At 62.7% G+C, this 26,542-nt stretch carries 24 protein-coding genes; 12 read left to right on the top strand and 12 right to left on the bottom strand.

The genetic code is table 11. The features are described from left to right. Positions 1 to 649 precede the first annotated feature (649 nt). Genes cphA through HEQ22_RS04310 form a run of 3 tightly spaced genes read left to right on the top strand, consistent with a single transcriptional unit; the run spans position 650 to position 4,977 of the window. Positions 650 to 3,316 carry a cyanophycin synthetase gene (gene cphA, locus HEQ22_RS04320; RefSeq protein ID WP_432769970.1) on the top strand — a complete coding sequence of 889 codons (2,667 nt, stop codon included), beginning with the start codon at positions 650 to 652 and terminating at the stop codon, positions 3,314 to 3,316. Next, on the top strand, positions 3,309 to 4,184 hold the full coding sequence (locus HEQ22_RS04315) for an isoaspartyl peptidase/L-asparaginase family protein (protein ID WP_432769969.1): 876 nt from the start codon (positions 3,309 to 3,311) through the stop codon (positions 4,182 to 4,184). The genes cphA and HEQ22_RS04315 overlap by 8 nt, the downstream gene beginning before the upstream one ends. Then, entirely contained in the window at positions 4,174 to 4,977 is an 804-nt protein-coding gene (locus HEQ22_RS04310) for a cyanophycinase (RefSeq protein ID WP_432769968.1), read from the top strand. Before HEQ22_RS04315 ends, HEQ22_RS04310 begins: the two co-directional genes overlap by 11 nt. Before the next feature lie 210 nt (positions 4,978 to 5,187). Here the strand turns inward: HEQ22_RS04310 and HEQ22_RS04305 are convergent, their stop codons facing one another. After that, positions 5,188 to 5,559 (bottom strand): hypothetical protein, encoded by a 372-nt coding sequence (locus tag HEQ22_RS04305; protein WP_432769967.1) that lies wholly within the window; start codon positions 5,557 to 5,559, stop codon positions 5,188 to 5,190. An 11-nt stretch (positions 5,560 to 5,570) separates the two neighbouring features. Further along, positions 5,571 to 6,071 carry a hemerythrin domain-containing protein gene (locus HEQ22_RS04300; protein WP_432769966.1) on the bottom strand — a complete coding sequence of 167 codons (501 nt, stop codon included), beginning with the start codon at positions 6,069 to 6,071 and terminating at the stop codon, positions 5,571 to 5,573. 122 nt (positions 6,072 to 6,193) lie between these two features. Between HEQ22_RS04300 and HEQ22_RS04295 the strand changes: the two genes are divergently transcribed. Both HEQ22_RS04295 and HEQ22_RS04290 read left to right on the top strand, forming a co-directional pair. Continuing rightward, positions 6,194 to 6,448, top strand: coding sequence for a hypothetical protein (locus HEQ22_RS04295; RefSeq protein ID WP_432769965.1), 255 nt, complete (start codon positions 6,194 to 6,196; stop codon positions 6,446 to 6,448). Between the two features lie 166 nt (positions 6,449 to 6,614). Further along, on the top strand, positions 6,615 to 6,809 hold the full coding sequence (locus tag HEQ22_RS04290) for a hypothetical protein (protein ID WP_432769964.1): 195 nt from the start codon (positions 6,615 to 6,617) through the stop codon (positions 6,807 to 6,809). Positions 6,810 to 6,854: 45 nt separating this feature from the next. On the opposite strand, the gene HEQ22_RS04285 is transcribed toward HEQ22_RS04290, so the two are convergent. Further along, a complete protein-coding gene (locus HEQ22_RS04285; protein WP_432769963.1) occupies positions 6,855 to 7,151 on the bottom strand; it encodes a plasmid stabilization protein in 297 nt (98 codons plus the stop codon). Positions 7,152 to 7,983: 832 nt separating this feature from the next. Between HEQ22_RS04285 and HEQ22_RS04280 the strand changes: the two genes are divergently transcribed. Both HEQ22_RS04280 and HEQ22_RS04275 read left to right on the top strand, forming a co-directional pair. Then, positions 7,984 to 9,615 carry an alpha-amylase family glycosyl hydrolase gene (locus tag HEQ22_RS04280; RefSeq protein WP_432769962.1) on the top strand — a complete coding sequence of 544 codons (1,632 nt, stop codon included), beginning with the start codon at positions 7,984 to 7,986 and terminating at the stop codon, positions 9,613 to 9,615. A 1-nt stretch (position 9,616) separates the two neighbouring features. Next, on the top strand, positions 9,617 to 10,630 hold the full coding sequence (locus HEQ22_RS04275; protein ID WP_432769961.1) for a glycosyltransferase family 4 protein: 1,014 nt from the start codon (positions 9,617 to 9,619) through the stop codon (positions 10,628 to 10,630). 103 nt (positions 10,631 to 10,733) lie between these two features. Here HEQ22_RS04275 and HEQ22_RS04270 read toward each other — a convergent pair whose 3' ends face one another. Beyond that, a complete protein-coding gene (locus tag HEQ22_RS04270; protein WP_432769960.1) occupies positions 10,734 to 11,453 on the bottom strand; it encodes an esterase/lipase family protein in 720 nt (239 codons plus the stop codon). 277 nt (positions 11,454 to 11,730) lie between these two features. On the opposite strand from HEQ22_RS04270, the gene HEQ22_RS04265 reads away from it, so the two are divergent. Next, the gene (locus HEQ22_RS04265) at positions 11,731 to 12,609 is read left to right on the top strand and encodes a Ku protein (protein ID WP_432769959.1); all 879 of its coding nucleotides are present in this window, start codon (positions 11,731 to 11,733) and stop codon (positions 12,607 to 12,609) included. Between the two features lie 33 nt (positions 12,610 to 12,642). Here the strand turns inward: HEQ22_RS04265 and HEQ22_RS04260 are convergent, their stop codons facing one another. After that, on the bottom strand, positions 12,643 to 12,924 hold the full coding sequence (locus tag HEQ22_RS04260) for a KTSC domain-containing protein (protein WP_432769958.1): 282 nt from the start codon (positions 12,922 to 12,924) through the stop codon (positions 12,643 to 12,645). A 28-nt stretch (positions 12,925 to 12,952) separates the two neighbouring features. On the opposite strand from HEQ22_RS04260, the gene HEQ22_RS04255 reads away from it, so the two are divergent. From HEQ22_RS04255 to HEQ22_RS04245, 3 genes are all read left to right on the top strand, one after another. Then, positions 12,953 to 13,840 (top strand): GNAT family N-acetyltransferase, encoded by an 888-nt coding sequence (locus tag HEQ22_RS04255; protein ID WP_432769957.1) that lies wholly within the window; start codon positions 12,953 to 12,955, stop codon positions 13,838 to 13,840. A gap of 117 nt (positions 13,841 to 13,957) precedes the next feature. Next, the gene (locus HEQ22_RS04250) at positions 13,958 to 14,239 is read left to right on the top strand and encodes a UvrB/UvrC motif-containing protein (protein WP_432769956.1); all 282 of its coding nucleotides are present in this window, start codon (positions 13,958 to 13,960) and stop codon (positions 14,237 to 14,239) included. A gap of 333 nt (positions 14,240 to 14,572) precedes the next feature. Then, positions 14,573 to 15,163 (top strand): DUF4142 domain-containing protein, encoded by a 591-nt coding sequence (locus tag HEQ22_RS04245; protein WP_432769955.1) that lies wholly within the window; start codon positions 14,573 to 14,575, stop codon positions 15,161 to 15,163. A 74-nt stretch (positions 15,164 to 15,237) separates the two neighbouring features. On the opposite strand, the gene ligD is transcribed toward HEQ22_RS04245, so the two are convergent. Next, the gene (ligD, locus tag HEQ22_RS04240) at positions 15,238 to 17,757 is read right to left on the bottom strand and encodes a DNA ligase D (protein ID WP_432769954.1); all 2,520 of its coding nucleotides are present in this window, start codon (positions 17,755 to 17,757) and stop codon (positions 15,238 to 15,240) included. A gap of 359 nt (positions 17,758 to 18,116) precedes the next feature. On the opposite strand from ligD, the gene HEQ22_RS04235 reads away from it, so the two are divergent. Further along, on the top strand, positions 18,117 to 18,977 hold the full coding sequence (locus HEQ22_RS04235; protein WP_432769953.1) for an NmrA family NAD(P)-binding protein: 861 nt from the start codon (positions 18,117 to 18,119) through the stop codon (positions 18,975 to 18,977). Between the two features lie 304 nt (positions 18,978 to 19,281). On the opposite strand, the gene HEQ22_RS04230 is transcribed toward HEQ22_RS04235, so the two are convergent. The 6 genes from HEQ22_RS04230 to HEQ22_RS04205 form a co-directional block, all read right to left on the bottom strand. Next, complete coding sequence (locus HEQ22_RS04230; RefSeq protein WP_432769952.1) at positions 19,282 to 21,012, bottom strand: flavin-containing monooxygenase; 1,731 nt, start codon at positions 21,010 to 21,012, stop codon at positions 19,282 to 19,284. A 15-nt stretch (positions 21,013 to 21,027) separates the two neighbouring features. After that, complete coding sequence (locus tag HEQ22_RS04225; protein WP_432769951.1) at positions 21,028 to 22,185, bottom strand: CaiB/BaiF CoA transferase family protein; 1,158 nt, start codon at positions 22,183 to 22,185, stop codon at positions 21,028 to 21,030. A gap of 263 nt (positions 22,186 to 22,448) precedes the next feature. Further along, positions 22,449 to 23,156: a TetR/AcrR family transcriptional regulator gene (locus tag HEQ22_RS04220; RefSeq protein ID WP_432769950.1), complete on the bottom strand. Its 708-nt coding sequence runs from the start codon at positions 23,154 to 23,156 to the stop codon at positions 22,449 to 22,451. Then, positions 23,153 to 24,784, bottom strand: a complete 1,632-nt coding sequence (locus tag HEQ22_RS04215) for a long-chain-fatty-acid--CoA ligase (protein WP_432770938.1) — start codon at positions 24,782 to 24,784, stop codon at positions 23,153 to 23,155. Before HEQ22_RS04215 ends, HEQ22_RS04220 begins: the two co-directional genes overlap by 4 nt. Beyond that, positions 24,784 to 25,815 carry a phosphotransferase family protein gene (locus tag HEQ22_RS04210; protein WP_432769949.1) on the bottom strand — a complete coding sequence of 344 codons (1,032 nt, stop codon included), beginning with the start codon at positions 25,813 to 25,815 and terminating at the stop codon, positions 24,784 to 24,786. The genes HEQ22_RS04215 and HEQ22_RS04210 overlap by 1 nt, the downstream gene beginning before the upstream one ends. Then, the gene (locus HEQ22_RS04205; RefSeq protein WP_432769948.1) at positions 25,803 to 26,537 is read right to left on the bottom strand and encodes an SDR family NAD(P)-dependent oxidoreductase; all 735 of its coding nucleotides are present in this window, start codon (positions 26,535 to 26,537) and stop codon (positions 25,803 to 25,805) included. The genes HEQ22_RS04210 and HEQ22_RS04205 overlap by 13 nt, the downstream gene beginning before the upstream one ends. Between the last annotated feature and the right edge of the window lie 5 nt (positions 26,538 to 26,542).

Raw genomic sequence — 26,542 nt, 5'->3', positions numbered from 1 at the left:
AGATGGAGACGTTTGCGCGGTTGCAAGTTGGCACAAAAATGGGTAAATCTTCCGGACTTGGCGCCGCTGGAAGCCTTTGTCCGCCGTTGCGATGGTCAAATCTACGGGTGCGAATTCCTGCGACCGCTTCACCCAGCAGTTACGGAGCACTTGCAGTCACAATCTCGTCAGTCGCAAGCACGCCGGTCCGTTTCCGACCCGTGCGGTTATGGTAATTGGGCATCGGCCATCTAAGTGGGTATTATTATCTTTTTGGAGCCGGATCCAAATATACAAAAATAGCCTGACTCACGCTTGCTCCGCCCGAAGGAATCGACTGAAGATTCTGGACTGTACACTGTAAGGACGGGTGGCAAGATCATAGCACAAAGCCTAGTATTCGCCTATTGTCGTCTGCGCTCGCGGACGCTGAAGCGGATGCGGCGTCACCATTCTCACGGACCTCGAAACGCCGATCGTCATGATGCAGGTTAAGTCGCGCAACCGACGTTTAAGGACGGCGTTGCAGGGAATTGGCTTTGGGCGAGGTAGGATGCGGCAGGCAAAATTGACAGGCGCTGACGGGCCCGGGCCCCCGACGGCCCCCGCACCAATTCGCATCCTCGAACGCAGCGTCTATCGCGGCCCCCATCTCTACAGTCGGCGCCCGATGATCCGCATTCGCGTCGATCTCGGCGCGCTCGAAGCTCTGCCGACCGACCGACTTCCCGGTTTCGCCGATAGCTTGGTCGCCGCATTGCCGAGCTTGGCACAGCATGGCTGCAGCTATGGCGAGGCAGGCGGATTTCTTCGCCGCATGGCGAGCGGCACCTGGCTTGGCCATGTGATCGAACATGTCGCTATCGAGCTACAGGCGCGCGCTGGCGCTTCGGTGACGCGTGGCAAGACGCGCTCCGTTCGCGGCGCGACCGGTGTCTATGACATTCTCTTTTGCTATTCCGATGAAGCAAGCGGCCTCGCGGCAGGGCGCGCAGCGATCGAACTGGTCGCGGCACTTCTGCCTGCAGGGCTGCGGCAAGTCGAAGGCCTTGACCGCCTCGGCACCGCTCTCGGCGCCGACGCGCTCGATCTCGATGCCCGGATCGCCGCGTTGCGCAAGTTGATACTGGGCCATCGTCTTGGCCCGAGCACGCACGCGATTGTTGTCGAGGCACGCCGCCGCGGCATTCCGGCGATCCGGCTCGACACCGCGAGCCTGATCCAGTTCGGCTATGGGAGCCGCCAGCGCCGGATCCGTGCGAGCGTGACCGGCGCGACATCGCTTATCGGCGCCGAGCTTGCAGAGAATAAACATGCGGCGAAGCGGTTGCTCGGGGAGATCGGTCTGCCCGTTCCTACCGGTGAGACCGTTCGCACTGCCGATGAAGCGGAACGCGCCGCAGCGCGGCTCGCTTGGCCGCTCGTGGTCAAGCCGCTCGACGGCAATCAGGGCCGGGGCGTCACGACGGGCATCCGAAGTAGCGCCGACCTTTTAGCCGCATTTACGCGCGCGCAGGCCATCAGCAGGCGGGTCATTGTCGAACGCGAGCTCCCCGGACGCGACCACCGCATCCTTGTTGTCGCCGGCCAGGTCGTCGCGGTCGCTGAGCGCGTACCCGCGCAGGTCGTTGGCGATGGCAAAGCTTCGATCGAGGCGCTGATTGCCCGCGTGAATTCCGATCCTCGGCGCGGCGTCGGGCATGAGGCAGTGCTTACACGGCTGAATGCTGATGACGCCATGATTGCCTTCCTTAATGCCCGCGGTCTCGACCTCGGAAGCATTCCGGCTTGCGGCACGGTGGTCGCACTTCGCGGCACTGCCAATCTGTCCACCGGCGGCACGGCAATCGATCGCACGGACGTCATCCATCCCGATAATGTGGCCATCGCAATCGAAGCGGCGGCAATGATCGGTCTCGACGTCGCCGGCATCGATTTGATGACTCCCGATATCACCCAAAGCGTGCGTGAAACCGGGGGCGGCATTGTCGAGGTCAATGCGGCGCCGGGGCTACGCATGCATATCGCCCCTTCCGAGGGATTGCCACGCGACGTCGCGCGCCCGATTGTCGCCTCACTCTTTCCGCGCGGCGCCCGCAGCCGCATCCCGATTTTCGCGGTGACCGGGACCAACGGCAAGACGACCACGGTGCGCATGGTGGCGCGCATTCTCGAAGAGGCCGGACACCGCGTCGGCTTCACATCGACCTCGGGCATTTATATCGGAGGCCGGCGCCACAGAGCGACCGATGCGAGCGGGCCGCGCAGTGCCCAGATGGTGCTCCGCAATCCAACGGTCGACGCGGCGGTGTTCGAGACGGCGCGCGGCGGACTGTTGCGCGAAGGTCTCGGGTTCGACGCCTGCGATGTCGGCGCCGTGCTGAATGTCACCGCCGACCATCTTGGCGTCAAGGGCATCGAAAGCGTCGAAGATCTGGCGCGCGTCAAATCGGTCGTTGTTGAAAGCGTCAAGCGGCGCGGTGCGAGCGTATTGAATGCCGACGACCCGTTGACGGTCCGGATGGCGCGCCACGCACGCGGCGAGATCGTCTGGTTTTCCGACGCGCCATGCGCTGTTGGCCGCGCCCCGATCGCGGCGCATGTCGCGACTGGCGGCACAGCCGTCGTGCGCGACGACCGGACGATTCTGCTGCTACGCGGGGGTGAAGCGGTGCCTGTCATCGATGTCGACGATATCCCGGCGACGCTCGGGGGCGCAGCTGCTTTCAATATCTGGAATGCGCTTGCAGCCACGGCGATGACTGCGGCTCATGGCATAAGGCCTGAGACCATCGCAGCTGCGCTCCGCTCGTTCCGTCCTTCGTTCGAGGATTCGCCCGGCCGCCTAAATATGGTTGAATGCCACGGCATGACCATTGTCGTCGATTATGCGCATAACTCGGCCGCCTTTCGCGCGCTTTCCGTTTTCCTCGAGACGTTGCGCGGACCAGAGAGCCGTATCATCGCGATGCTCGGCATACCGGGGGACCGGCGGGATCAGGATATGCGTGACGCCGGAGCTCTGGCTGCCGAACTCTTCGACGTCATCATGTTTCGCGAGGGGCCAGACGCGCGCGGCCGCAAGGCGGGTTCGATCAATGCATTGATGGCCGAGGGCGCGCTAGCAACGGGCAAGGACCCCGCCGCAATTCATTGCCTTATTGATGAAGAGGAGGCTACCGATGCCTGTCTCGCTTATGCGCAGCCGGGGGACATCGTACTGCTAACCCCGACCGATGTTGATGGGATCTGGAACCGCGTCCAGGCGTTCGCGGCCGCCCCGCGTCCCCAGTATAAGGGGGAGCCGAGCCCAGCGCTCGTTGCGGCCCATGGTTGAAGGTCGCTGGTCGATCGTTGTCCATGGCGGCGCCCGCACGATTGCTCATAATCGGCGCGCTGCGAACCGGAGTGGTTGCGCGGCGGCTGCGCAGGCGGGCGCCGACATCCTGCGCCGCGGCGGCTCGGCAATCGAGGCGGTGAAGGTTGCGGTGTGCATCCTCGAAGACGACCCGACGTTCAATGCCGGGTCCGGCTCGGTCGGCAATGCTGCGGGCGAGATTGAGCTGGACGCCGGTATCATGGATGGGAGCACCCTCGCGATCGGCGCCGTCGCGGCGGTTAGCCGCATTTACAATCCGGTCGAGGTCGCCGCCGGGATGCTGGACGCCGCCCCGATTCTCCTCGTCGGGGCGGGGGCCGAGGCCTTCGCAAGAAGCCGCGGCCTCCCACTCGCCGCCACTCCGCTCGCACCACTTCCCGCCGCCGACCCCGGGCATGACACGGTGGGCTGCGTTGCGCTCGACCAGACTGGGCATTTCGCCGCGGCCACCTCGACCGGGGGGTTGGCGGGAACAATGCCCGGACGCGTAGGCGACGCGCCGCTTCCCGGCTGTGGCTTTTATGCCGAAGACGGCATCGGCGGCGTCTCGCTCTCGGGCGATGGTGAAGCGATCGCGCGGACGCTGCTGGCAGCGCGCGTCATGCGCGCGCTCGAAACCAAAAAGGCGACGTCAGCTGCCCGGGCGATCTTCAAGCCGCTCGAAAGGATGCAAGCCGAAGCTGGCGCGATCGTCATTGATGCGGCCGGGGGTATCGGCCTTGCCCATAACAGTGATCATTTGGCGGTCGCGTATGCGGCCAGCGATTTGAAAGGCGTGAAAACGCTTCTGCATCAAAACGAACTGGATGAGCCCGATGGCCAATAAACCCGGAACGTTGATCGCCATCGGCGGCCATGAAGATAAGAAGGGCGATCGGATCATCCTCAGAGCCGTTGCCGAGCGGCTCGGCGGCGGACGTCTGATTATTGCAACGGTGGCAAGTCACGAGCCCGAGGGCTATTTCGATGCCTATCGCGATGCGTTCGCCGCCATAGGCGTCACGGACCTTGTCGAACTTTATATCGACGATCGCGCCGAAGCGGAGGATCCTGCGTTATCGGAGCTTCTGGAGAGCGCGGCTGGTATCTTCTTCACCGGCGGCGATCAGCTGCGGATCGTAAGCCAGATCGGTGACACGCCGCTCGAAGCGTCGGTGCGCGCGCTTCACGAACGGGGCGGGGTCGTCGCAGGCACTTCTGCGGGCGCATCGGCGCAAAGTGAGACGATGCTGATCGGCGGGAGCGGCGATGAATCGTATCGCATTGGCGATCTTCACCTGGCTCCCGGCCTCGCGCTTATACGCGATACGATCATTGATCAGCATTTCGCCGAGCGCGGGCGGATTGGCCGTCTCCTCGGTGCAATCGCCCACAATCCACGCATGATGGGCATCGGCATCGACGAGAACAGCGCGATTATCGTTGTTGGATCGCAGTTCGAAGTGATTGGATCGGGGGCAGTAACAGTGGTCGACGCCGGACATGCGAGCCATTCCAATATTGCCGAGGCGGAGCCCGATAGGGTGCTATCGCTCCACGATGTCGTTCTCCATGCGCTGAGCGCTGGCGATATTTTCGATCTCTGCCGCCGTCGTCCAGTCACTCCCCGGAAAGACTGACCGCTTTCGATGTTAGGCGTCGAAGCGGCGTGCAAGCGCAGGCTTCACCCTTTACCAGCGCGGCTCGGCAGAGATAACTTCCCCATCGTACGCGACTGCCCCTGCAAAATCCTGATCAACTCGGGTTATCCCTGCGCCGTCACGCATGCCGAGGATTTCACGGATGCGGCTTTCAAAATCGCAGGGGCGGCAGCATCCGAGCAAATCGGATCAGAAACGTGCCGGCGTGAGTTCGATCGCAATCGGCGCTGGAAGCGTACGCCAGCCCTGATCAATAAGAAGCGCGTTGCTTTCGGCCGATGTCCGTCCTTTGTCGCGCTCAAGAGACCAGGTGATGTGGAAAAAGCTACCGTCGGGCCGCTGGGAATTTCCGTCGATCGCAACGACGAGCGCTTCGAGCCCATGGCCATCATCGGCATGACCGATGACGGCTGCTTTGGCTTTCGGTGGCGGCGGGTCACGCAGTGAAGCCCGAGCATTGAGCGTCACGTGATCGGCGACCAGCTCGCGCCAACGTGGCGGGAAGATATCGATGAGGAACTCTCGGCTGGGTCGATCCAGCGTCCATCCGGTAACCGGCATCAGTATGAACCTCAGCCGCTGATCGTCGCCAATTGCGCCGGCTGCAATCCCGTTGTTTCGGCCTGCGCCTTCAGCTCTTCCTTGCGAGTAAGCATGGCCTGGCCGAGCGCTTCGAGATCGACGTCGGCAGCGCGGGCCTGCTGGAACATATTGTCCTGCTGTTTTTCTTCCTCCTTGACGTGATGCTTAATTTCTTCCGAAAGCACCGTGACCTTCGCATCGAAGAATTCGTCATCTGGACCGGATGCTTCGATATCGTTGATCAGCACCTTAGCGCCGTCATGCTCGACCCAGGCCTCTTTCAGAAGATCCTCGTCGATCTTTCCCTTCAATGCGGGATAGAAAATTTCTTCTTCGATCTGCGCATGGATCTTGAGTTCGGTACAGATTTGCTTGGCGAGCTTCGCCTTGCGGTCGCTGCTCGTTGCCTTCTCAAAGTCTTCGAACAGGCCTTCAACGGTACGATGGTCAGCAGCGAGAATATGAGTCGCGTCCAAATCAACGGTCTTCATTGCAATCTCCATTTTAAACCCCGCAGGTGTCGATTTAACGATCTGGCGACCGGATAGTTGCGCGGTCGGCAAGGCTGCAACCGGAGTGCCAGCGGTTCGTTGCGCGTCCGAAGGAGAGCACCATGAGCCAGATCGGAATCGAGTTCGCGAACCAGTGGATCGCCGAAAATATCCGGCCGAGTTTCTATGCGCCTGAGGGCGACCGGCACCCCGAAACAAAAGCAACATTGGCCCGTTTTCTAGCCGATGCGCGGGAGGACGGCATCACCCGACAGGAGATCGAAGAGGATATGGGCGACCTCTCGGACTTCATCTCCGCCGCACTTGAGGAAGCGACCGAGGCCGAGGTCGAGCGGCTCGAAGACGATGAGGATTGACACTGGTAAGACCGAAGCGACCCATCGAGGGTGGCAGAAACGTATTAATCTAGATCAATTGCAGAATACCCAGACCCAGTGGAGGCAGGAACCTAAAACCAATGCGCGGGTTCCCCATATACTCCGGACCGCGCACCGCCTCCGGGCCACAGAAAGCAAGCGAGTCATGCAGATGAAAATGCTGACGCTGATCGGGTTGGCCATGATCGCTGGAGGATGCAGCGAAAAGATCGAGGCGCAAGAAGCCGGGGACGCACCGACCATGGAGGCAGTAAAAACGGCACCAGTCGATATAGACCCAGCCGACGCCAACGTGTCAGGCGATAACCTGAAAATGCAAAGTCCGGTCGGGGTCGACTAGACCGTCGACTAACGACACCGGACGGGCGCTGGGCGAGCCACCCCGTCAATCTTTCCCGCGGCGGCGGCGCGTCTCCCAGCCCTTTTTCGCGGCCGCCGATCGCGAGGCCGCGCTTTTGCTTGATCCGCTTTCGCGACCACCCTGTCTCGCCGATCCATGCGTATCCTTCTGGCCGCGGCCAGACCCCGATTGGTTGCCGCCGCCGGATTCCTTGTTCACCGTAGCCCATGCGCGGCTCTCCGCTTCCTTCTTGCTGACGCCGCGCTTTTCATAGCCTTCCTCGATATGCTCGGCCTTGCGCTTTTGCTTATCGGTGTAGCTGGACTTGTCACCTCGAGGCATGGCTCATCTCCTTCCTCTCCCCTCTTGAGCTGTGAACAGGCTACGGCAACGGAAGTTCCTTGAAGGGAGCCGCGTATGGCCGGCAAGGAAAGTCCGGCGCAAATTATTGGTGCGTCGAGCCGGAGCCTGACATGGCTAATCCGATCGGTAAGGTGGCGAGATTAGGGAGCGGGCCGGCATCATTGGACTGCCGCCGGGCGCTTCGCGCCATTGCCAACAGCGCATTACGTTGACGCGGCATCGCGGTCTAGCGTCGCCAAAGGTCCGGGAATGGGACGGTGGCTCGCGCGCCGATGAACGAGCCTGCCCTTTGGCCGCTGCCGCTCTCTGACAGACGCCAAGCGCGTCGGCATCAGGTTTGGCAGTGCTCCGCGGGCCCTGCACGGAATTCCGCTCGGAACTGCAAATATTAGTGCTGTGTGCCCGAGCCCCGGACGAAGCCAAAGCGATAACCTGGGCTAAAAGTAGAGCCATGACACATCGGGTTAGACCGATCCGCCCGACGCTTACGGCGCAGCCATAACGTATGGAGCGCGTTATAATTGCCTGGCTTTGCCAGCGACCGGATCTTGGGAAACAAACACATGCTGCAATTTTTTGGATGCCCGCTTCCCAGCGACCCGAGTCAGCCGCCAAGCGTCCGCGATCTGAACAATGCAGAACATGATCTGGAATGGCGTAATGGGCGCCTTCACGCAGGCGGCCCGCAAGGGGCAACGGTCGAAATTATCGTAGGCGCAACCCCTGGTGCTGGATGCTTCCCTTGGGGCTCGGTCGGGGGGGTGTGTGCGCCGATAAAAACCGGAAACGAGAAGCACGGGTGCACGAGCGCATGAATGAACTTTCCCTTGGACCGCGCGTGAACGCCGTTCACAGCCGGACACCCCGCCCGTGGTGGCAACCGGGCGTCGTTTACCAAATCTACCCGCGCTCGTTCCAGGATAGCGACGGCGACGGGATCGGCGACCTCGAAGGCATCCGCCGGAGGCTCGACTATGTGGCAGCGCTCGGAGTCAATGCTATCTGGTTGTCGCCGATCTTTCCCTCACCAATGGCCGACTTCGGATATGACGTCGCCGATTATTGCGGCGTGGATGCGCTGTTTGGCAGTCTGGACGAATTTGATGCGCTCCTCACTGAGGTGCATGCGCGCGGTCTCAAACTGCTTCTGGACTTCGTACCGAACCACAGTTCGACAGAGCATCGCTGGTTTCAAGAAAGTCGCGCCTCGCGGGACAGCCCGAAGCGCGATTGGTATTTTTGGCGCGATCCCGCTCCCGATGGTGGTCCTCCGAATAATTGGACAAGCGACATGGGGGGCTCGGCATGGGAGTATGACGCCGCGACCGGGCAATATTATCTCCATACTTTCCTAAAGGAACAGGCCGACCTCAACTGGCGTAACGCCGAGGTGCGCGCTGCGATGACCGACGTACTGCGATTCTGGTTCGATCGCGGCGTCGACGGGCTTCGTATCGACGTACTCTGGCATTGCATCAAGGCCGCGGATCTGAGGGACAATCCGCTCAATCCAGACTACACACCCGAGCAGGGTGAAAAATTTCGCGTGCTCCAGCAGCATTCGGCGAACCAGCCCGAAATCCATGAGCTCGCGCACGCGTTTCGCGCCATCGCGGATGGCTATGGCGAACGGCTGCTCGTCGGCGAGATTTGCCTGCCGATCGACCAGCTCATCGCCTATTATGGCAGCCCCGAAATGCCGGGCGTCCATTTGCCGTTCAACTTCCAGCTCTTCGAAGCGCCTTGGGACGCGGCACACATAGCGCACATCATCGATGTTTATGAAGCTGCGCTACCCGATGGCAGCTGGCCGAATTGGGTGCTTGGCAGCCATGATGCGCCGCGGATCGCGGGCCGACTAGGTGAAGCGCAGGCACGCGTCGCGGCAATGCTGCTGCTGACACTCCGCGGCACCCCGACGCTCTACCAAGGCGACGAGCTTGGCATCGGACATGTACCGATTTCACCCGAACGCGTGCAGGATCCACAGGATTTGCGCCAGCTGGGACTCGGTCTTGGCCGCGACGGCGCGCGTACGCCGATGGCTTGGGATGACAGTCGAAATGCCGGTTTCAGTCGCCGGGATCCCTGGCTGCCACTGCATCCGGACTGGCAGCACCGTAACGCGGCGGCGCAAGCCGCGGATCCGGGTTCGATGCTATCCCTCTATCGCCGCCTGCTCGCGCTTCGCCGCGATCATGAAGCGCTAAGCATCGGCGCAATTGAACTTCAACCTTCGAGCCTCGACGTCCTGCAATATGGACGGAGTGAGGGCGAAGTGCATTTCGTTGTCGCCCTCAATTTCAGCACCGCGCCACGCGAGATCTCGCTGCCGCCAGGCGCTGCATCGGCATCCCTGATGCTTTCGACACATGGCCGCACGACATTCGACAGCGGGCTCGAGCCCAACGAAGGCGTTATTCTTCGCCTCAAGACTGACTGATATGCGCATCGCGATGCTCGCTCCGATCGCCTGGCGGACGCCGCCGCGCCATTATGGCCCGTGGGAACTCGTCACGAGCCTACTCACCGAAGCGCTGGTGGCCAAGGGTATCGACGTCACGCTTTTTGCGACGCGCGACAGCATCACGTCGGCAACTCTCGCGGGGGTCGTCCCCGCGCCCTATTCGGACGATCCGGCCATCGACGCAAAAGTCTGGGAGTATCGGCATCTCGCGCATGTCTTCGACCGCGCAGGCGAATTCGACATCATCCACAACCAAGCCGATTTCCCCGCCCACGCCTTTTCGGGCCTGGTCGCGACGCCAATCGTGACAACGATCCACGGCTTCTCGTCGGAGCGAATCCTGCCGATGTACAAGCCGTTCGAGGACCGCGTCCATTATGTCGCGATCAGCGCGGCCGACCGTCATCCCGATCTGCGCTATGCCGCAACGATCCATCACGGCATCGTGCCCGAAGCGTTTCCACTCAATCCGGCGGGGAGCGACGACTTGCTCTTCTTCGGACGGATCCATCCCGACAAAGGAACGGCCGAAGCGATCGAGATCGCAAGGCGCACGGGACGTCGGCTGCATATCTACGGTATCGTCCAGGATCAGGCCTATCATGAGCGCGAAGTTCTACCGAATATCGACGGCGAAGCCGTTCTGTTCCACGGTCCGGTTGGCGGCGAGGCGCGCATCGCGGCGCTCGGGAACGCCCATGCTCTCCTTCATATCATCAATTACAACGAGCCGTTCGGGCTCTCGGTGATCGAGGCGATGGCGTGCGGCACGCCCGTGATCGCGCAGCGACGCGGGTCAATGCCCGAGCTGATCGACGATGGCGTCAACGGTTACCTCGTCGATGGGGTAGAAGCAGCGGTGGCCGCGGTCGGCAAGATCGATAAGCTCGACCGGAGTAAGGTTTCTCAAAGCGTCGCCCGGCGCTTTTCGGTGGGCCGAATGGCGGACCAATATATCGCGCTTTACGAGGCTATTCTAACCGCGCGGTGAGGCATAACGACCGAAGAACCTGATGTGCCGAACAAGCGCGCACCGCATGCGGCCCGACAGCGTCATCATCATCCAATGGCGCGACCGGATCAGAACAGGAGTCTCAGGCATGACCCGGCGCTGGAAATGCCCAAGACGACCAGCGGGGCGGTTCGAACGGCGCCCATTGCCCTTCGGGTTGCGCGAGGCGATCGGCAATGGCGAATATGACGCTGGGGTTCACGCCGAGGCCGCAATGACTACCATACACCTCAATGCTTTCCCGGCAGGGGGCCGCGTCTTCCCGGCACACCTGCCAGGCACAAACGCCGTCGGATCGGCTGTATATTGCCGACGACGGCACGGAAGATGGTGCGGCAAGCTCGGCGAGCATCGCACGATTGCCGCGATCGTCTCGACGCGTGCCGCTGGCCATTTCGAAAATCTTGCCCGCGTTCGTCGCGTCGCCGCTGTCCATGAACGGTGAGCCCAGCGTGATCACTTGGCGGATGCGCGCAGGCATCCGCCGCGCAAGCAATCGGGCAAACACGCCGCCAAGGCTCCAGCCCACGAGGCTCACCTTGCGACCGGTCTCCTGCGCCAACGCGTCGACGCGCGTCTGGAGCCGCTCCCCATGCGTTCCAATCGCGCGAGGACCGCAATTGCGCCCCAGATCCCAGGCACGGGCGTCGTAGCCGAGTTTGATCAGTAAGCCCCGGAGCGCGGCGGTCGAGCGATCGCCTGCGAGGAGGCCAGGCAAGACGAGAACGGGGTGCCCGTCGCCGCGCGCCGATGCGCGCAACAGCCCGGGAACGACCGCAGCAAGCAGAGTCATTTCGGACATAGCGCGCGGTAGTTCGGCCGCGGCGAGCCAAGGCGAGGGAGGACCGGGTTTACGCGCGCTCAAGGCGCTCGAGTTGAGATTTGGCATGGCGCGGTAAGTCGCGAGAGATTTGAAAAGTTGCCGAAATTGATCGAGGTTAGTCCGTTTTTCCTCGAGTCAAACGGTGCGCGCTTCGGCGGTTCGCGTTGAAACCGCTGTGCGACAGCGCAGCGCAGGCGTCACAGCGGAACGTCCGCGCCCATCGTGAATTGAAGGAGTCTTATTCAAGGAGACGATCATGGCTGTACGACCCTATTGGAAGGGCCAGATCCGGTTGGCACTGGTCTCGATTCCGGTCGAAATCTATTCGGCGACGAAAAGCGGCGCGACGATCGCCTTCAACCAGATCCACGAACCATCGGGCAAACGCATCAAATATGAGAAGGTCGTCCCCGGAATAGGGCCGGTCGACATCGACGACATCGTCAAGGGGTTCGAATATGCCAAGGGCGAATATGTTCTCCTCGACGATGAAGAGATCGAGGGCGTCAAACTGGAGAGCAAGAAGACGCTCGAGCTCACCCAATTCGTCGATGCGCAGGACATCGACGAAATCTATTTCGAGAAGCCCTATTATGTGGTGCCTGCCGACGAGCTCGCTGAGGAGGCTTTCATCGTCTTGCGCGAAGCGCTGCGCCGTAGTCACAAGGTGGGGCTCGGCCAGCTCGCAATGCGGGGCCGCGAATATGTCGTGAGCATCAAAGCCTGCGGGCGCGGTCTCGTAATGGAGACGCTGCGCTATGCCGACGAGGTCAACAAGGCGGCAAGCTATTTTCGCGATATCGGTGCAGGCGATCCCGACGAGGAACTGCTCGACCTCGCAACGACGCTAATCGAAAAGAAGACCGGCAAGTTCGACGCAACGGACTTTCACGACCGTTATGTCGAGGCACTCCGCGAACTCATCGACCGCAAGAAAAAGGGCAAGACACTCAATATAGAGAGCGACGAGGGCGACAAGGAATCACGCGGCTCGAACGTCGTTGACTTGATGGCGGCGCTCAAGAAATCGATCGGTAGCGGCGACAGTAAAGCCAGGTCAGCCCCGAAGAAATCGCCCGCCAAGGCAGCGGCCAAAAAATCTCCGGCAAAGGCGGCCGCGCGCAAGCGCGCCTGAGCCGAGGCCCGGACGCTGCGCATGATGGCAGGATCAGGCGTTCGGCCCGAACCGACGGCGCCCGGGATCGCGCTGGAAACGGTAGCGGTCCTTGATCCGCTCATTGAAGAAGCTGCCAGCCGAGCCGGCGCGGCAGAACGCCTCGAACAGTGCCGCGGGTACGCCCTCATAGACATATCGTCCCGTGTCACGAAAGGCGATGCAGAGCGTGCGCGCCGCGTCATCGTAGACGACGCAGTCGATCATCGAGCTTTGGCGGAAACGATGCGCGCGCATGGCAGCACAGCGCATAAAGGGCACCTGCGTTCCCATCATGACGCAGAAGCCAGGAGCCCCTGATCCGATGGCCAACCCGACAAGCGACGAGCAACTGCGCGCAATGGCCAGTCACCGTGGCCTCAAGCTCGTGCGGTCGCGCAAGCGCACACCGGGTGTCGGCGACTATGGCAAATATGGCCTCACTGACCCGGCGGGGAAACCGCTTCTTGGGGTGGGAGGCGCCGGCCTGACCGCATCGGCCCAGGACATCGAGGACTATTTGCGCGGCAGCGCGCTCAGTACCTGGAAAATCTCGGCCGAGACGACCCCCGATGCGGCGCCTCCCAAGAAGAAGCCGCGGATCGTCGACGATGCGGTAGCGCAAGAGGGCCCCGTCAGCCGTAAAACAAAAGCGCGCGCTGCGCCGCCCGAACGGCGCGAGCCGCCGCGCGCGAAGCCGGTGCCGTCTGAAAAAAGCGAACAGCGCAGGCCACCGGCGAAGCCCGTGCTGCGGCTCGTGCCGATGGCGGACCCCGAACCGCCACCCCTTAAGCTGCGCCCTGCGACCCCATCCGACGCCAAGGCCCTCGCCTCGCTTCTCGGCCAGCTTGCGGGCCTGAAAATCTCCCCCGCCCGGGTTGCCGAGAATCTGGCGACACTGCGCAAGGACAGAGGCGCGGGCCTGATCATCGCCGAGCGCGGCGAGATCATCGGCTGCTGCGCGTGGGCGGCGGTGTCGACGTTGCAACACGGCATGCTCGGACGGCTCACACTTCTTATCGTCGACAAGGACCACCGCCGCGGTGGCGCAGGGTCCAAGTTGCTCACCGCTGCCGAACGCGCACTCGCGAAGCAGGGATGCGGCGCGGTCGAGGCGATGAGTGACATCATGGTCGCCAACGCGCATAATTTTTTCCGCTCGCTCGGCTTCGAGCAGAAAAGCTACCGCTTCGTGCGCAAGATCAGCGCTTGATCGCAAGCGGCCAAGGCAGCGGACAGCGTCGCCGCATCCAAGTCTTGCGGATTGCCATTCGCAGCCAGAGAAGAGCATGGATTGCTGCCGGAAGGCCGACTCGTGCGTTAGCAAATAATGACCGACACACTCCGGGAATTGCAGAGCAAGATGGAGGCTGCGGCGCGCGCGCTCGATTTCGAGGAGGCAAGGCGGTGCCGCGACAGAATCAGCGCGATACGCGGCGGTGCCAGCGCGGAAGCCGCCGACGCGGCAGATTACGCCGGTCTGGACCGTCAGCAGCCAGGTGCGATGGGTCTGGGAACAAGCCAGCAGAAATTTACCCCGCCGCCCGGATGGCGTCCGCCGCCGAAACCCGACCCAATGACAACGGGACGTGGCAGAGCGCGTAAAAAGTGACGGGTGGAGCGCGCGAGATGACGTTGGCAGTTCTCAATGATCGCTCGCCGGGAACGACAGTCTGCCACAGCGAGATCGCCCGCGCGAGCATGTCTTGCGGGCCGTGGCACCACGTATAGGCGACTGTGCATGCGGCAGCCGACGCCCTGCCCGCCGAGGGGCTCGTGCAACCGCCTTCTAAGGGGCAAATGCTGCCGCGGCGGATCGGACTGCGTCGTATCGGTTGTGGTGGGCGCCGCGTAGGCCTGCCGCGATGAACCGAGTGCGGAAGAGGAACTTCGGACATGCGGTGACGTTGCCTTCGCGGGGGCAAGCCAAAAAAGGAGACGTCCGATGGTAAAGTTTATCTGGCTCACGACCACGGCACTGTTGCTGAGCGCTTGCGGTAACAATGACAATAGCAGCGCAGCCCCGCCCGATACGAACGGCGGCGATGGTGTAGTCGCAGCCGACGCCGCGCCACCCGCCGCCACCCCTGCAACGCGTGCGGCCCCCACCGATGCAGTCGGCTATATCGCCAACGCGGGTGCAGGTGACCTTTGGGAAATCGAGTCTTCAAAGGCGCTATTGGCCAAGTCGGCGAATACCGATGTGAAGAAGTTCGCTCAAATGATGATCGACAATCACGGTCAATCGACCGCGAAGGTGAAGGCCGCGGCGACCGCGGCCAAGATTGAGGTGCCGGCGCCGGCGCTCGATGCCGATCAGCAGCAGATGCTCGACGAGATCAAGAAAGCGGACGCGGCAACGATTGATGCCGTTTATCTTGGGCATCAGCAGACGGCGCATGACGCCGCGCTCGCACTTCATCAGGGCTATTCGACGCTCGGCGACACCGACAGCCTGAAGAAGGCGGCCAGCGAGATCGTACCCGTGGTCGAGGCGCATCGCACCGAACTTAGAAAACTTTCGGCGCGCCCGTGACGTGAGCCGTCGCGGCTTCGCCGCGGCGGCCTTCACCTTTTTGCTGATCAAATTCGCTCTGAACGGCGCGTCCGTCAGATGTCGGGCAGAATTTGGTCGGCGCGCCCCCAATGCGCGAGATTTTTCGAAGCAGCGCGCTTGAGCATTTCTGGGCCGTCGCCGATGTGCCAGTGAGAAGGCGTGTCGATGTCGCGTAGCTCCTCCCAGGTCAGCGGCACGGCGATCGGCGCATATTCGCGCGCCCGCGCACTATAGGGCATCACCGCGGTCGCACCGCGCTGGTTCCGCAGATAGTCGATGAAGATGCGCCCCTTGCGCTGTGCCTTGGCGAGCGCAGCCGTATAACGCGCGGGGTCTGACTGGGCGAGCGCCATCGCAAAGCGGTGCGCGAAATCCTTGACGATCAGCCACTCCGCTGCGGGGGTCAGCGGCGCGATAACATGCACGCCCTTGCCGCCGGTCACCATCGGAAAAGTCACGAGCCCCATTTCGGCGAGTAGGTCCCGGACATGAACGGCCGCGCTCACAACCAGGTCAAAACCAAGGCCTTCGTCCGGATCGAGGTCGAAAACCAGGCGATCGGCTTTCTCGACATTCTCGATCCGGGCACCCCACCCATGAAATTCGATCGTTCCCATTTGCACGCAAGTGAGCAGGCCGTCGGCGGTATCGACGAACAGATAAGGTTCCTCATGGCCATCCTTCTCCCGGATCCCCACTTGCTTGACCGCTTCGCCAAAGCTGCCGGCATCATGTTTCTGGAAGAAACATTTCTTCGCGCGGCCCTGTGGACAGCGAACGAGGCTGATTGGCCGGCTGCCTGCCCAGGGAAGCATGATCGGTGCGACTTGTTCATAATAATCTGCAAGTTGGCCTTTGCTGAGCTTCCCCTCGGGGAAGATGATGCGCTCGCGATTGCTGATCCGCACACCGCTTGTCGGAGCAGCGGTTGCCGCGGCGACCGGCGCTTCGCGTTCGATCACGACCGCTTCAGGCTTCTTGTCCTCGCGCAGCCCCAGATAGCTGGGATGGCGAAGCACACCTTCATCGGTAAATTCGATGAAGGCGATCTCGGCGACCAGCTTCGGCTCGATCCATTGCGCGCCGCGCACCGCAGCACGCGGTGCATCGACCGTCGGGGTCTTGCGCGCGAGCGGCGCCATGATCTCGAGCAGACGCTCGATCTCGTCGCCGGTAAAGCCGGTTCCAGCCTTACCCGCGTAGCGCAGCGCGCCATTCTCGTTCACTCCGAGGAGAAGGGAGCGAAATCCTCGCTGCTTGTCCGAAGGCGTCCAGCCGACGATGACAAATTCCTGCCGCCGAATGCATTTGGTCTTCAACCAACTGCCGCTCCGCGAGCCGCTATATTTCGCGTCAACGCGTTTCGAGATCACCCCCTCAAGGCCGGCGCCGCAGAAACTCTCGAACAATTCCTCACCGTGGCCGACGATATGATCCGAATATTGTATTGGTCCCCCGCGTTCGCCGATCAGGACAGCGAGACGTTCCTTGCGCTCGCCCAGCGGTTTTTGCGTCAAATCCTCGCCATCGAGCTCGAGGAGGTCAAAGGCGAAATATTCGATGCTGGCGGGGTCCGCCTTCAGCGCCGCCTGTAAAGCCTGAAAACTTGTGCGCCCGTCGCTTAGTCGAACGACCGCCTCGCCGTCGATGAGCGCCGACCGCGCGCGAAGTTTCCCGGCTGCCGCGATCAACCCCGCGAAGCGGTCAGACCAATCGAGGCCCGAGCGGGTGTAGGCGCGCCCTTCGCCGCCGCCGATCGCGAGCAGAGTGCGATAACCGTCATATTTCAATTCGTGCAGCCATCGCTCGCCCGCCGGCACATGATCGACCAGGGTGGCGAGCTGCACATGCTGAAAGGGTGGCAGCTTTGCCCCGCCTCTCACCTTCTTCGTTGCCGGTTCCGCCGCACCCTTGATTGCCGACGTCTTCGCCGGCGCCTTAGCCGAATCTGCGCGCGCCCGGCGCTTCTTCGGCGCCTTGCCGGCAGCGATTTCCTCCATCGTCCGGCCACTGTCTATTCCGGTCAGATATCCCCCCACAAGATCGTCCGAACCGCCCGAAAATTCATCCTCGACCTTGCGCAGGAGCCAGTTTTCGCCCTTCTCTTTGCCGCGCGGTTTGAGCCTGAACATTATCCACTCGCCCTTCATGCGGCGGCCATGGAGAATGAAGTGGAGATGGCCCTCGGCAAGGGTCTTGCGCGGATCCTTGCCGGGGATCGATTCCCATGTCCCATTGTCCCAGAGCATTACCGTCCCGCCGCCATATTGGCCTTTGGGAATCGTGCCTTCGAAACGGGCGTAATCGAGCGGATGGTCCTCGGTGCGCACCGCCAGACGTTTGTCGTCCGGATTCAGGCTCGGTCCGCGCGTGACCGCCCAGCTCACGAGCACGCCGTCGAGCTCAAGGCGAAAGTCATAGTGTAATCGCGAGGCTGCATGCTTCTGAACGACAAACCCGTTGCCAGCCGATTTACCGGTGGCGCCCGACGGCTCGGCCGTGCGGCCGAAGTCACGCTTAGCTCGATAGGGTTCGAGCCGCTTCTCCGCCGATGTTGTCTTACCCGATGCCATGCCTGCCTGCGCTCCGGCTCCTCCTGCGCAATCCGTAGACAGCTGGACTCGTTCCCACGCTCAAACGGGATAGTTCGAACCGCGCCCTCCGGAACCCAACTATATCATCTACAACGGCCGCAACTCAAAGCTCCGTGCAATAAGGACCGACCGTGGGATGCTGCCAGGGCCGCCCGTGGAATGCTGCCGAGCCAAGGGGAAATTATCACCAAGATGGGAACTACAGCGGCCTGATACTGCGCTCGACCGGCTGTAAGCACCGGCTAGCCCGTTCAAAGTCCGGACCAGCTCGATTCGTCGCTATGGCACGGAAACTATCCGAACAATTGTCCGTTGGCATGGTCGATTGGAGAAGGTCAATGCATATCGTTATGGGCGCCACCGGGCACGTCGGATCGGCAGTGGCGGAGACTCTCCTTGCCCGCGGCGAGCCGGTTGGGGTCATCACGCACGATCCCGGCCACGCCGATAGCTGGCGCGACACGAAAGCCGAGATCATCGAGGCAGATGTGAATGATGTGCGATCGTTGCGCGCAGCTTTCCAACGCGGACGCCGCGCCTTCCTGCTCAACCCGCCCGCCGACGTAACGACGGATACCGACCGGGTGGAACGGGGCACCGTCGCCAATATTCTCGCCGCTCTCTCCGATTCCGGGCTTGAGAAAGTCGTCGCGGAGTCCACCGCCGGGGCGCAGCCCGGCGACCGTATCGGCGATCTGAATGTCCTATGGGAACTTGAAGAAGGCCTGCGCAGCCAAGGCATCCCAGCCGCAATCAATCGCGCGCCGTACTATTTCAGCAATTGGGATGATCAGCTTGACCCAATACGCGAAACGGGAAAGCTGCAGACGATGTACCCCGCCGATCTCGCGCTGCCGATGGCAGCGCCGCGCGATCTGGGAAAAGTGGCCGCGGATCGGCTGCTATCGCCGGTCGCTGACACCGGGGTTCGGTATGTGGAAGGACCTGACCGCTATTCTTCGAACGATGTGGCGCAGGCTTTCGCCGAGGCTCTCGGCCGCCCGGTGGAGGTCGTGGTGACGCCACGTGAGCAGTGGGAGGAAGCCTTTCGCAAGTTCGGCTTTTCGAAGCCTGCCGCTGCTTCTTACGCCCGGATGACAGCGGTCAGCCTCGACGGCCGGTTCGATTATGACGAGAGGTCGATCCGGGGGGGGACGACGCTCGACGAGTATATTCGTCAGTTGGTGGCGCGATCATAGCAGTCTCATCGCGGATGGGTCGCAACACTAGATGAGGGCGATGTTGGAACTGGCCGGTAGCGGCCAGGCCGCTTCCAGACGTACGAACACGAAAGCCGACAATCGCCGAGCGCTCGCGTGGATGCCGTACAGCGATCGATACCCATTGCTTCCAGCTCGGTTGTCGGATGGACCGAAAAGCCCGCACCGAATCAACGCAATGTCCGCCTCTGGGAGACCCGACACAGCACGCCCAGTTCCGCCTCTGTCAGTGCGGACTGATCCATTAAACCGTTAACGGATTCAACTCCGTCTATCTCCGCAATTAAAGATCCTGACCCAAAGCGCGCTTTTTGAACGCCAGCTCCGGAAATCCCTCCGCCGCCGACTGGTCCAGCGCGTCATAATAGAGGTTGGCGCCGCCGAAATAGATCAGCACGCGCGCGCCCTTGTCGTCGCGATTGGCGCCCATCATCCAGGAATTGACCTTGTCGCCTTCGGCCATCAGCGTCTGCCCATGGATGTTCGCAGTTGCGGCGGTCCATTCCTGCTCCGCCTCTTCACGCGGCTCGAACACGTCCAGCCCCTCGCGTTCCATCTTTGCGACGCAGCGCGAGATCCAGATCGCATTCTGCTCGATCGACGTCGGCAGGTTGGCGAACGGCGCCTGCGGACCGGTGACCACAAACATGTTGGGGAAACCAGCGACGCACACCCCCATGATCGACGACGATTGCACCTGCCATTTTTCGCGCAGCGTCTGGCCACCTTCGCCGCGGATCGGAAAGGCTTCGAGCGAGCCGGTATAGGCCTTGAAGCCCGTCGCCAGGACGATGATGTCGAATTCATAGTCGTTGAGCGTGGTGCGCACCCCCGTCTCGGTAATCTCGACCAGCGGTTCGCGCTTCTTGATGTCGACCAGATGCACATTGTCGCGATTGAAGGCTTCGAAATAGCCGTGGTCGAGCGGCGGGCGCTTGGCGAACAGCGGATAATCCTCGAAGCTCGGTGTCAGCAGGTCGGCAAGCGCAGGATCGTTTACCCGCTCGCGCATTTTGGCGGCGATGAAGTCGCCCGCCATGCGGTTGGCTTCGGGGCTGGCAAGCAGGTCGTCGAAGGTTTCGAAAACCCAGCGGAAACTGCCGGTCCAGTTTTCCTCAAAGATGCGCTGCCGTTCCTCGGGCGGCGTATCGATCACGTTGCGCCCGACCGGGCTGTCGAACGCCATGCCGAACACATGATTGCGGCACTTGGCGACAATCGCCGGGTAATTGTCTTTGATCTCTTTTTCCCACTCGGGGGTCATCTCTTTCTGCATGGCAGGCAGGACATAGTTGGGGGTGCGCTGAAACACCGTCACGCTGCCTGCGGTTTCCGCCACAACGGGTAGCATCTGCACCGTCGTCGCTCCCGCGCCGATGATGCCGACCTTCTTGCCCGCATAGTCCAGCCCTTCGTGCGGCCAGCGCGAAGAATGAAAGATCGGGCCCTTGAAACGGCCCATGCCGGGGATTTTCGGGATCATCGGTTCCGAAATCATCCCCATCCCGCTGATGAAATATTTGCAGCTATAAACGTCGCCGTCGCCGGTTGTGACCTGCCAGCAGCCACGCGATTCCAGATACTCCGCCGCGACAATTTCGGTGTTGAACTGGATATGCGGCCACATGTCGCACTTGTCGGCGACGAACCGCATGTAATTTTGCGTCTCCTCGCGGCCCGGATAGCGCTTCGACCACGACCATTCCTGCAACAACTCGGGCGAGAAGGTGAGGCAGTAATAATAGCTTTCGCTATCGGTCGCCGCTCCCGGATAGCGGTTCCACGTCCAGGTGCCGCCGATGTCCGATGCGCGGTCAAACACGCGGACATTGAGCCCTTCCTCGCGCAGATAATGGATCAGCGCCAGCCCGGCAAAACCGGCACCGATGACGATCGCGTCATAGTCCAGGGCGGGGTGGCCTTCGCGATGTTCGGTGGCCACGCTGGCATCGGCGTTCGTCGTCGTCATCACACTCTCCAATAATCTGACGGCACCTTGGTTGGCGCCCATCATTTTTCCTCAAAGCTTCTATTCGGCCACCACACGATCGGGATCGGCGACCCCGATCTCAGCGAGAATTTCCATGCGATCGGAATCGCGCTGCCACATCCGGGGCGCGACAACCCGGGTGTCCGCAAAACGCGGCGCCGGATGCGGCTGCATCCACCCATCGACCTCCAGATAGCTGCCCCTTGCCCGATTGTGATCGTGCGTCGGCGCCTCGGCCATCGTCAGCACTTCGGTGTAGCAGCAGTCGTGATGCAACAATCGGTCAGTCCAGCTCGCCCGCGGCGCCGACGCGAAAATTTCGGCCAGCCGCGCCTTCATCGCGGGCCATCGCGCGTGATCGTGCTGCGCGGCGAACAGCGGGTCGCCGGCAAGGCCCATCGCCTCCACAAGCCGCGCATAAAATTGTGCCTCGATCGCGCCGATCGCGACGAAACCTCCGTCGGCGCAGGCATAGCAGGCATAAAAGGGCGCGCCCCCGTCGAGGAGGTTTTGGCCGCGTTCCTTGTTCCACATCCCATTGTGCGTCAGCGACCACGTGCCCGCCATCAACGCCGCCGATCCCTCGGCCATGCTGCAATCGATCACCCGCCCCTCGCCGCTCCGCCGCGCCGCGAGCAGCGCTGCCACGAAGCCGAAGGCCAGCATCATGCCGCCGCCGCCATAGTCGCCGATCAGGTTCAGCGGTGGCGTCGGCGGCGTACCGTCCGACCCCAGCGCGCCGAGACAGCCGTTGATCGAGATATAATTGAGGTCGTGGCCCGCCTTGTCGGCCAAGGGGCCATCCTGCCCCCAACCGGTCATCCGCCCATACACCAGCGCCGGATTGCGCTGCATCAAAATGTCGGGACCAAGCCCCAGTCGCTCGGCAACCCCGGGCCGGAACCCTTCGATCAGGCCGTCGGCGGTTTCAACCAGCCTGGCCACGATCTCGATCGCATCGGGCTGCTTCAGGTCGAGCGTGATTGACCGCCGCGAACGTAGCAGCACATCGCGCCGCTGATCCTGCGCCAGCGGGTCGCTGCCGCCGGGTCGATCGATCCGGATCACCTCTGCGCCGTGGTCGGCGAGCATCATGGCGCAAAAGGGCGCAGGACCGATACCCGCCAGTTCGATCACGCGCACACCGTCGAGCACCGGCCGCATCAAACCGCCGTCGATGGCATCCGCGCCCGTCATCCGTTCTGCTTTTCGGCGATGCGCGATTTGGGCCAGCGTCGGGCAGCGCGCATCGGCGCCAGCATGGAGGCCAAATGGCCCCACCGGCTCCGCAACCGCGGCGGATCGACAGCCTTTGCCAAGCCAACTCTCCCACATTTCCGGGTGCCGTCATCGGCATCTCACCATTTACTTGCTAGCGTCTAGCAAATAGAAAATCAAGCGCAAAAACTGGCACGTAAGCTGTTGGTTTTGTCGATTTTATTGTGGCCTGAACCAGAGAATCAGTAGGGGATTGCAAAGGCTTTCGCGGTCGAACGGCGAAAGGCCTCGAACTGTTTCGGCAGGTCGACGCTGTCGGACGCGACAAGCCACTGGTAGATCGTCCCAAAGATAAAGCTGCAGAAACCGAAAGCATAGCATTCGGCGTCGACCGAGGCGTCGATCTCGCCGCTGGCGATGCCTTCCTCGACCCAATGCGCGACATCGCGCCGATAAATCTCATGATAGGCGGCAAGATGGTCGCGCACATCATTGTGCGAGCTGATCGATTCAAACCACAGGATATACATCGCCTGCATGTAACCCGAGTGGCTAGCCAGAAAGCCCTCGACCGCGCGCAGGGCGGCCAGACACGCCTGCGCGCCGCCGCGGGTGCCGACCTTGTTCGCCAGTTCCTGCGTCCAGCTGGTGTTGAAATGCAGCACCAGCTGACCGAACAGCGCGTCCTTCGACCCGAAGCGGCTCGACGCCAGCCCGCGCGAATAGCCCGCGCGCTCGCCGACGGCTTTCAGCGTCGTCGCGTGCGTTCCCTGTTCAATGATCAGCTGCATCGCGGCATCAAACATGCGAGCGTCGGAGAGTGCGGTGCGTTCGGCCTGCGTGCGGCGGCTGGCGCGCGGCTTGACGCGGCCTTTGACGGGCTCGGCGCGGTGGCTCTCGGTCACTTCGCGCAGCGACGCCTTGCCTTTCATCGGAGACGATGCGTTCATGAAAATTCGTCAACCCTTTCAAAACCCGTCTGGCCGTTCGCAACGGCGGCGCGCAGCGCCTGCTTGTCAATCTTGCCGACGCTGGTCAATGGCAGCGTGGCGGCGTGCGCCCAATATTCGGGAATCCAAAAGCGCGCGATCTGGCCTTGCAACGCCGATCGCAAGCGCGCGAAATCGGGGGGCATGCCGTCGGGCGTGGTGACGATCGCCAGCGGTCGTTCCTCCCAGCGCGGATCGGCGACCCCGATCACCGCGGCCAAATCGACGCCAGCCAGGCTGGCAACATGGTTCTCCAGCTCGGCCGAGGGAATCCACTCGCCGCCCGATTTGACCAGATCCTTCAGCCGGTCGGTGACCTGGACATAGCCGCGCGCGTCGATCGTCCCGGCATCGCCGGTGTCGAGCCAGCCGTCGTCGGTCAGCACTCCCGCTCCGGCGCCGCGGTGATAGCCGCGCGCGATCCACGCCCCGCGCAGCTGCAACCGCCCGACGCTCTTGCCATCTTCGGCGACCGGCCGGTCCTGATCATCGACCAGCCGCACCCGGACCCCGGCAACCGGACGCCCGCTTTTGGCGCGCAACCGGCGCGCCTCTTCGGGCGCAACATCGGCGGGGGGATGCGACAGGACGCACAGCGGGCTGGTTTCGGTCATCCCCCAGCCCTGGATCAACGGTATGGCCCAGCGGCGCTCGACGTCAGCGATCAGGCCTTCCGAAACCGCCGATCCGCCCGCCACGATAACGCGGAAACTGGCCATATCGACCGGGTCGGCAGCATCGGCGCGCAGTAGGTCGTTGAGGATGGTCGGCACGGTCGCGGTAAAGGTCGGCGCGGTGGCGCGGATCATCCGGCGGATCGCCTCGGGCTGCAAATGCGGGCCCGGCAGCACAAAATCGGCGCCCGCGAGCCAGCCCGAATAGGGCAGCCCCCAGGCGTTGGCATGGAACATTGGCGGCAGCAGCAGGATCGTGTCACGGTCGCTGAGCGCAAAGGCATTGGCGGCCATCGAAGCGAGGCTGTGGAGGAATATCGTGCGGTGCGAATAGACGACCCCCTTGGGATCACCCGTCGTCCCCGACGTGTAGCATGTCGCCGCGGCAGCGGTCTCGTCCACCTCCGGGAATTGCGCGATCGGCGCGTGGCCTGCGATAAACGCCTCATAAGACGTCCACGGCTTTTCGAGCCCGGCGAGCCCTTCGGTGTCGCCGGTCACGATGATGTGACGAAGGTCCGCCAGCGAATTCACCTGCGGCAGCAGCGCCGCCAGCAAAATGGCATCGGCAATCAGAAAGCCGTCTTCGGCGTCCGCCATGATGTAGCGAAGCTGATCGGGATGCAGCCGCAGATTGAGCGTATGCAACACCCCGCCCATCGCCGGGACCGCCAGATAGGCCTCAAAATGTACAAAATCATTCCAGCTGAGCGTTGCGACGCGGGTGTTTGGCCCGACGCCCGCGGCCCGCAACGCCGCGGCCAGACGGCGCGCGCGCTCGGCCGTCTCCGCATAGCTGCGCCACGCCACTTCCTCGCCGTCGAACAGCCCGATGCGGCTGGTCGCATGAATATGTTCGCCGTGCGCAAAGATCGTCGCGGTGCCCAGCGGCTCGTGCATCATGGTCGCGTCCATCACGCCATCCCCTCGCGCGCCGCGATCCGCCATGCCGCGTCGAGCAGCGCCGGAACATCCTGCTCAAGCCCGCGCTCATACGCCCCGTCGACTTGCCCTTCGCGAAACAACACATAAGCGCCCTCGACGATCGCCGCGAGGCGCCAGAGCGCAAAGGCCTGAAAATAGCCGACATGATCGATTGAAAGACCTGTCGCACGCGCCCAGCGCTGCGCCAGATCGGTGCCGTCGATCACGCCGGGCACGTTCGACACGCGCTGGACGAAGGCGAAACCGAGCGGCAGCTTTTCATCGCGGTTCCACATTGCGGTGACCAGCCCGACATCGACCAGCGGATCGGCCAGCGTCGCCATTTCCCAATCGAGGATCGCTTTCACCTGTGGCACGGCAGGGTCCATCAGCACATTGTCGAGGTGATAGTCGCAATGGACGATCCGTACCGCTTCGGGCGGCGGCGCATTCGCGGCGAGCCAAGCGCCGAGCGTTTCGATAAGCGGCAGATCGCGGACGGCGTTGGCGGACCGCACCGCGCGCCAGCGCTCGATCTGACGCACTACAAATGTCCGCGCCTTGTCGACATCGCCAAGTTCAGCGGGGACCGGCGCGATCGCGTGAACGCTGGCAAGCGCGTCGATCAGCGCGTGGCCGACGGCATCCAGTGTCTCGATGTCTTTCGAAAAGGCGGGCGGCAACGTGTCGGTGATCGCCATGCCGCTCACAAAGCGGGTCAGCGAAAACGGCGCGCCGAGAACCGCGAGATCGTCACAGAAGAGAATGGGTTCGGCCACCGGCGCCTTGCCCGCGATCGCGGAGCTGAAGCGAAATTCGCGGGCTATGCCGGCGCCTGCAAGGTCGGACACGGTGTCTGCGGGCGGATGCCGAAGCACCATGGGACCGCGCGCCGTTTCCACGAGGCTGGTGACATTGGCGTTGCCGCCGGTCAGCGGGCGCACGATCCGCGCGTCGGCGATCCCGGCTTCACGGTCCAGCCAGCGGGCGAACCGCTCGGCCAGATCGCTCACAATCTGCACAGCAGCCCGCCGTCGTTCGAGATGATCGACCCGGTCATATAGGGCGATCCTGCCACCCACCAGACGACGTCGGCCAGCTCCTCGGCCGTGCCTTCGCGGCCGAGCGGAATGCTCGCGACAAGCTTGGCTTTGGCGCGCGCCGATATGCCCGCGGTCATTTCGGTCGAGGTCAGCCCCGGAATGACGTAATTGACCCGGATGCCGCTCCGCGCGAGTTCGACCGCCAGCACTTGCGTCAGCCCGGCCAGTCCCGCCTTTGACGCACCATAAGCGGCGTCGCCGGCAAAGCCGCGCAGCCCGACGACCGCGCCGATATTCACGATCGACCCGCCCTCGCCCATGTGCGGCAAGACGGCGCGCACAAAGTTGAGCGGGCCGGACAGGTTGGTATCGAGCACCGACTGCCAATCGCTCTGCGACAGCGAAGCAAGCAGCCCGCCGCGGTGGAGACCGGCGTTGTTGATCAGGACATCGATGCCGCCCCAACGATCGGCAATCTGCGCGCAGGCGCCCGTGACCGACGCCGGATCGGTCACGTCGGCGACCAGGCCGATCGCCTCGCCACCGATCAATTTCGCCTGCGCATCGATATCCGCACCGCGCGCGATCAGCGCAACACGGTCGCCCTTGCTGGCGGCCAGCCGAGCGATCGCGAGGCCCAGGCCTCGCGATGCTCCGGTAACCACCCATCGGCGGGCCGCAGGTTTTGGCGTCGTCGTCATCCCCG

This window comes from Sphingopyxis sp. (genome assembly GCF_050916055.1).
GTDB lineage: Bacteria > Pseudomonadota > Alphaproteobacteria > Sphingomonadales > Sphingomonadaceae > Sphingopyxis.
The sequence above is the reverse complement of the archived record's forward strand: the minus strand, read 5'-3'. Positions and strand labels throughout refer to the sequence as shown.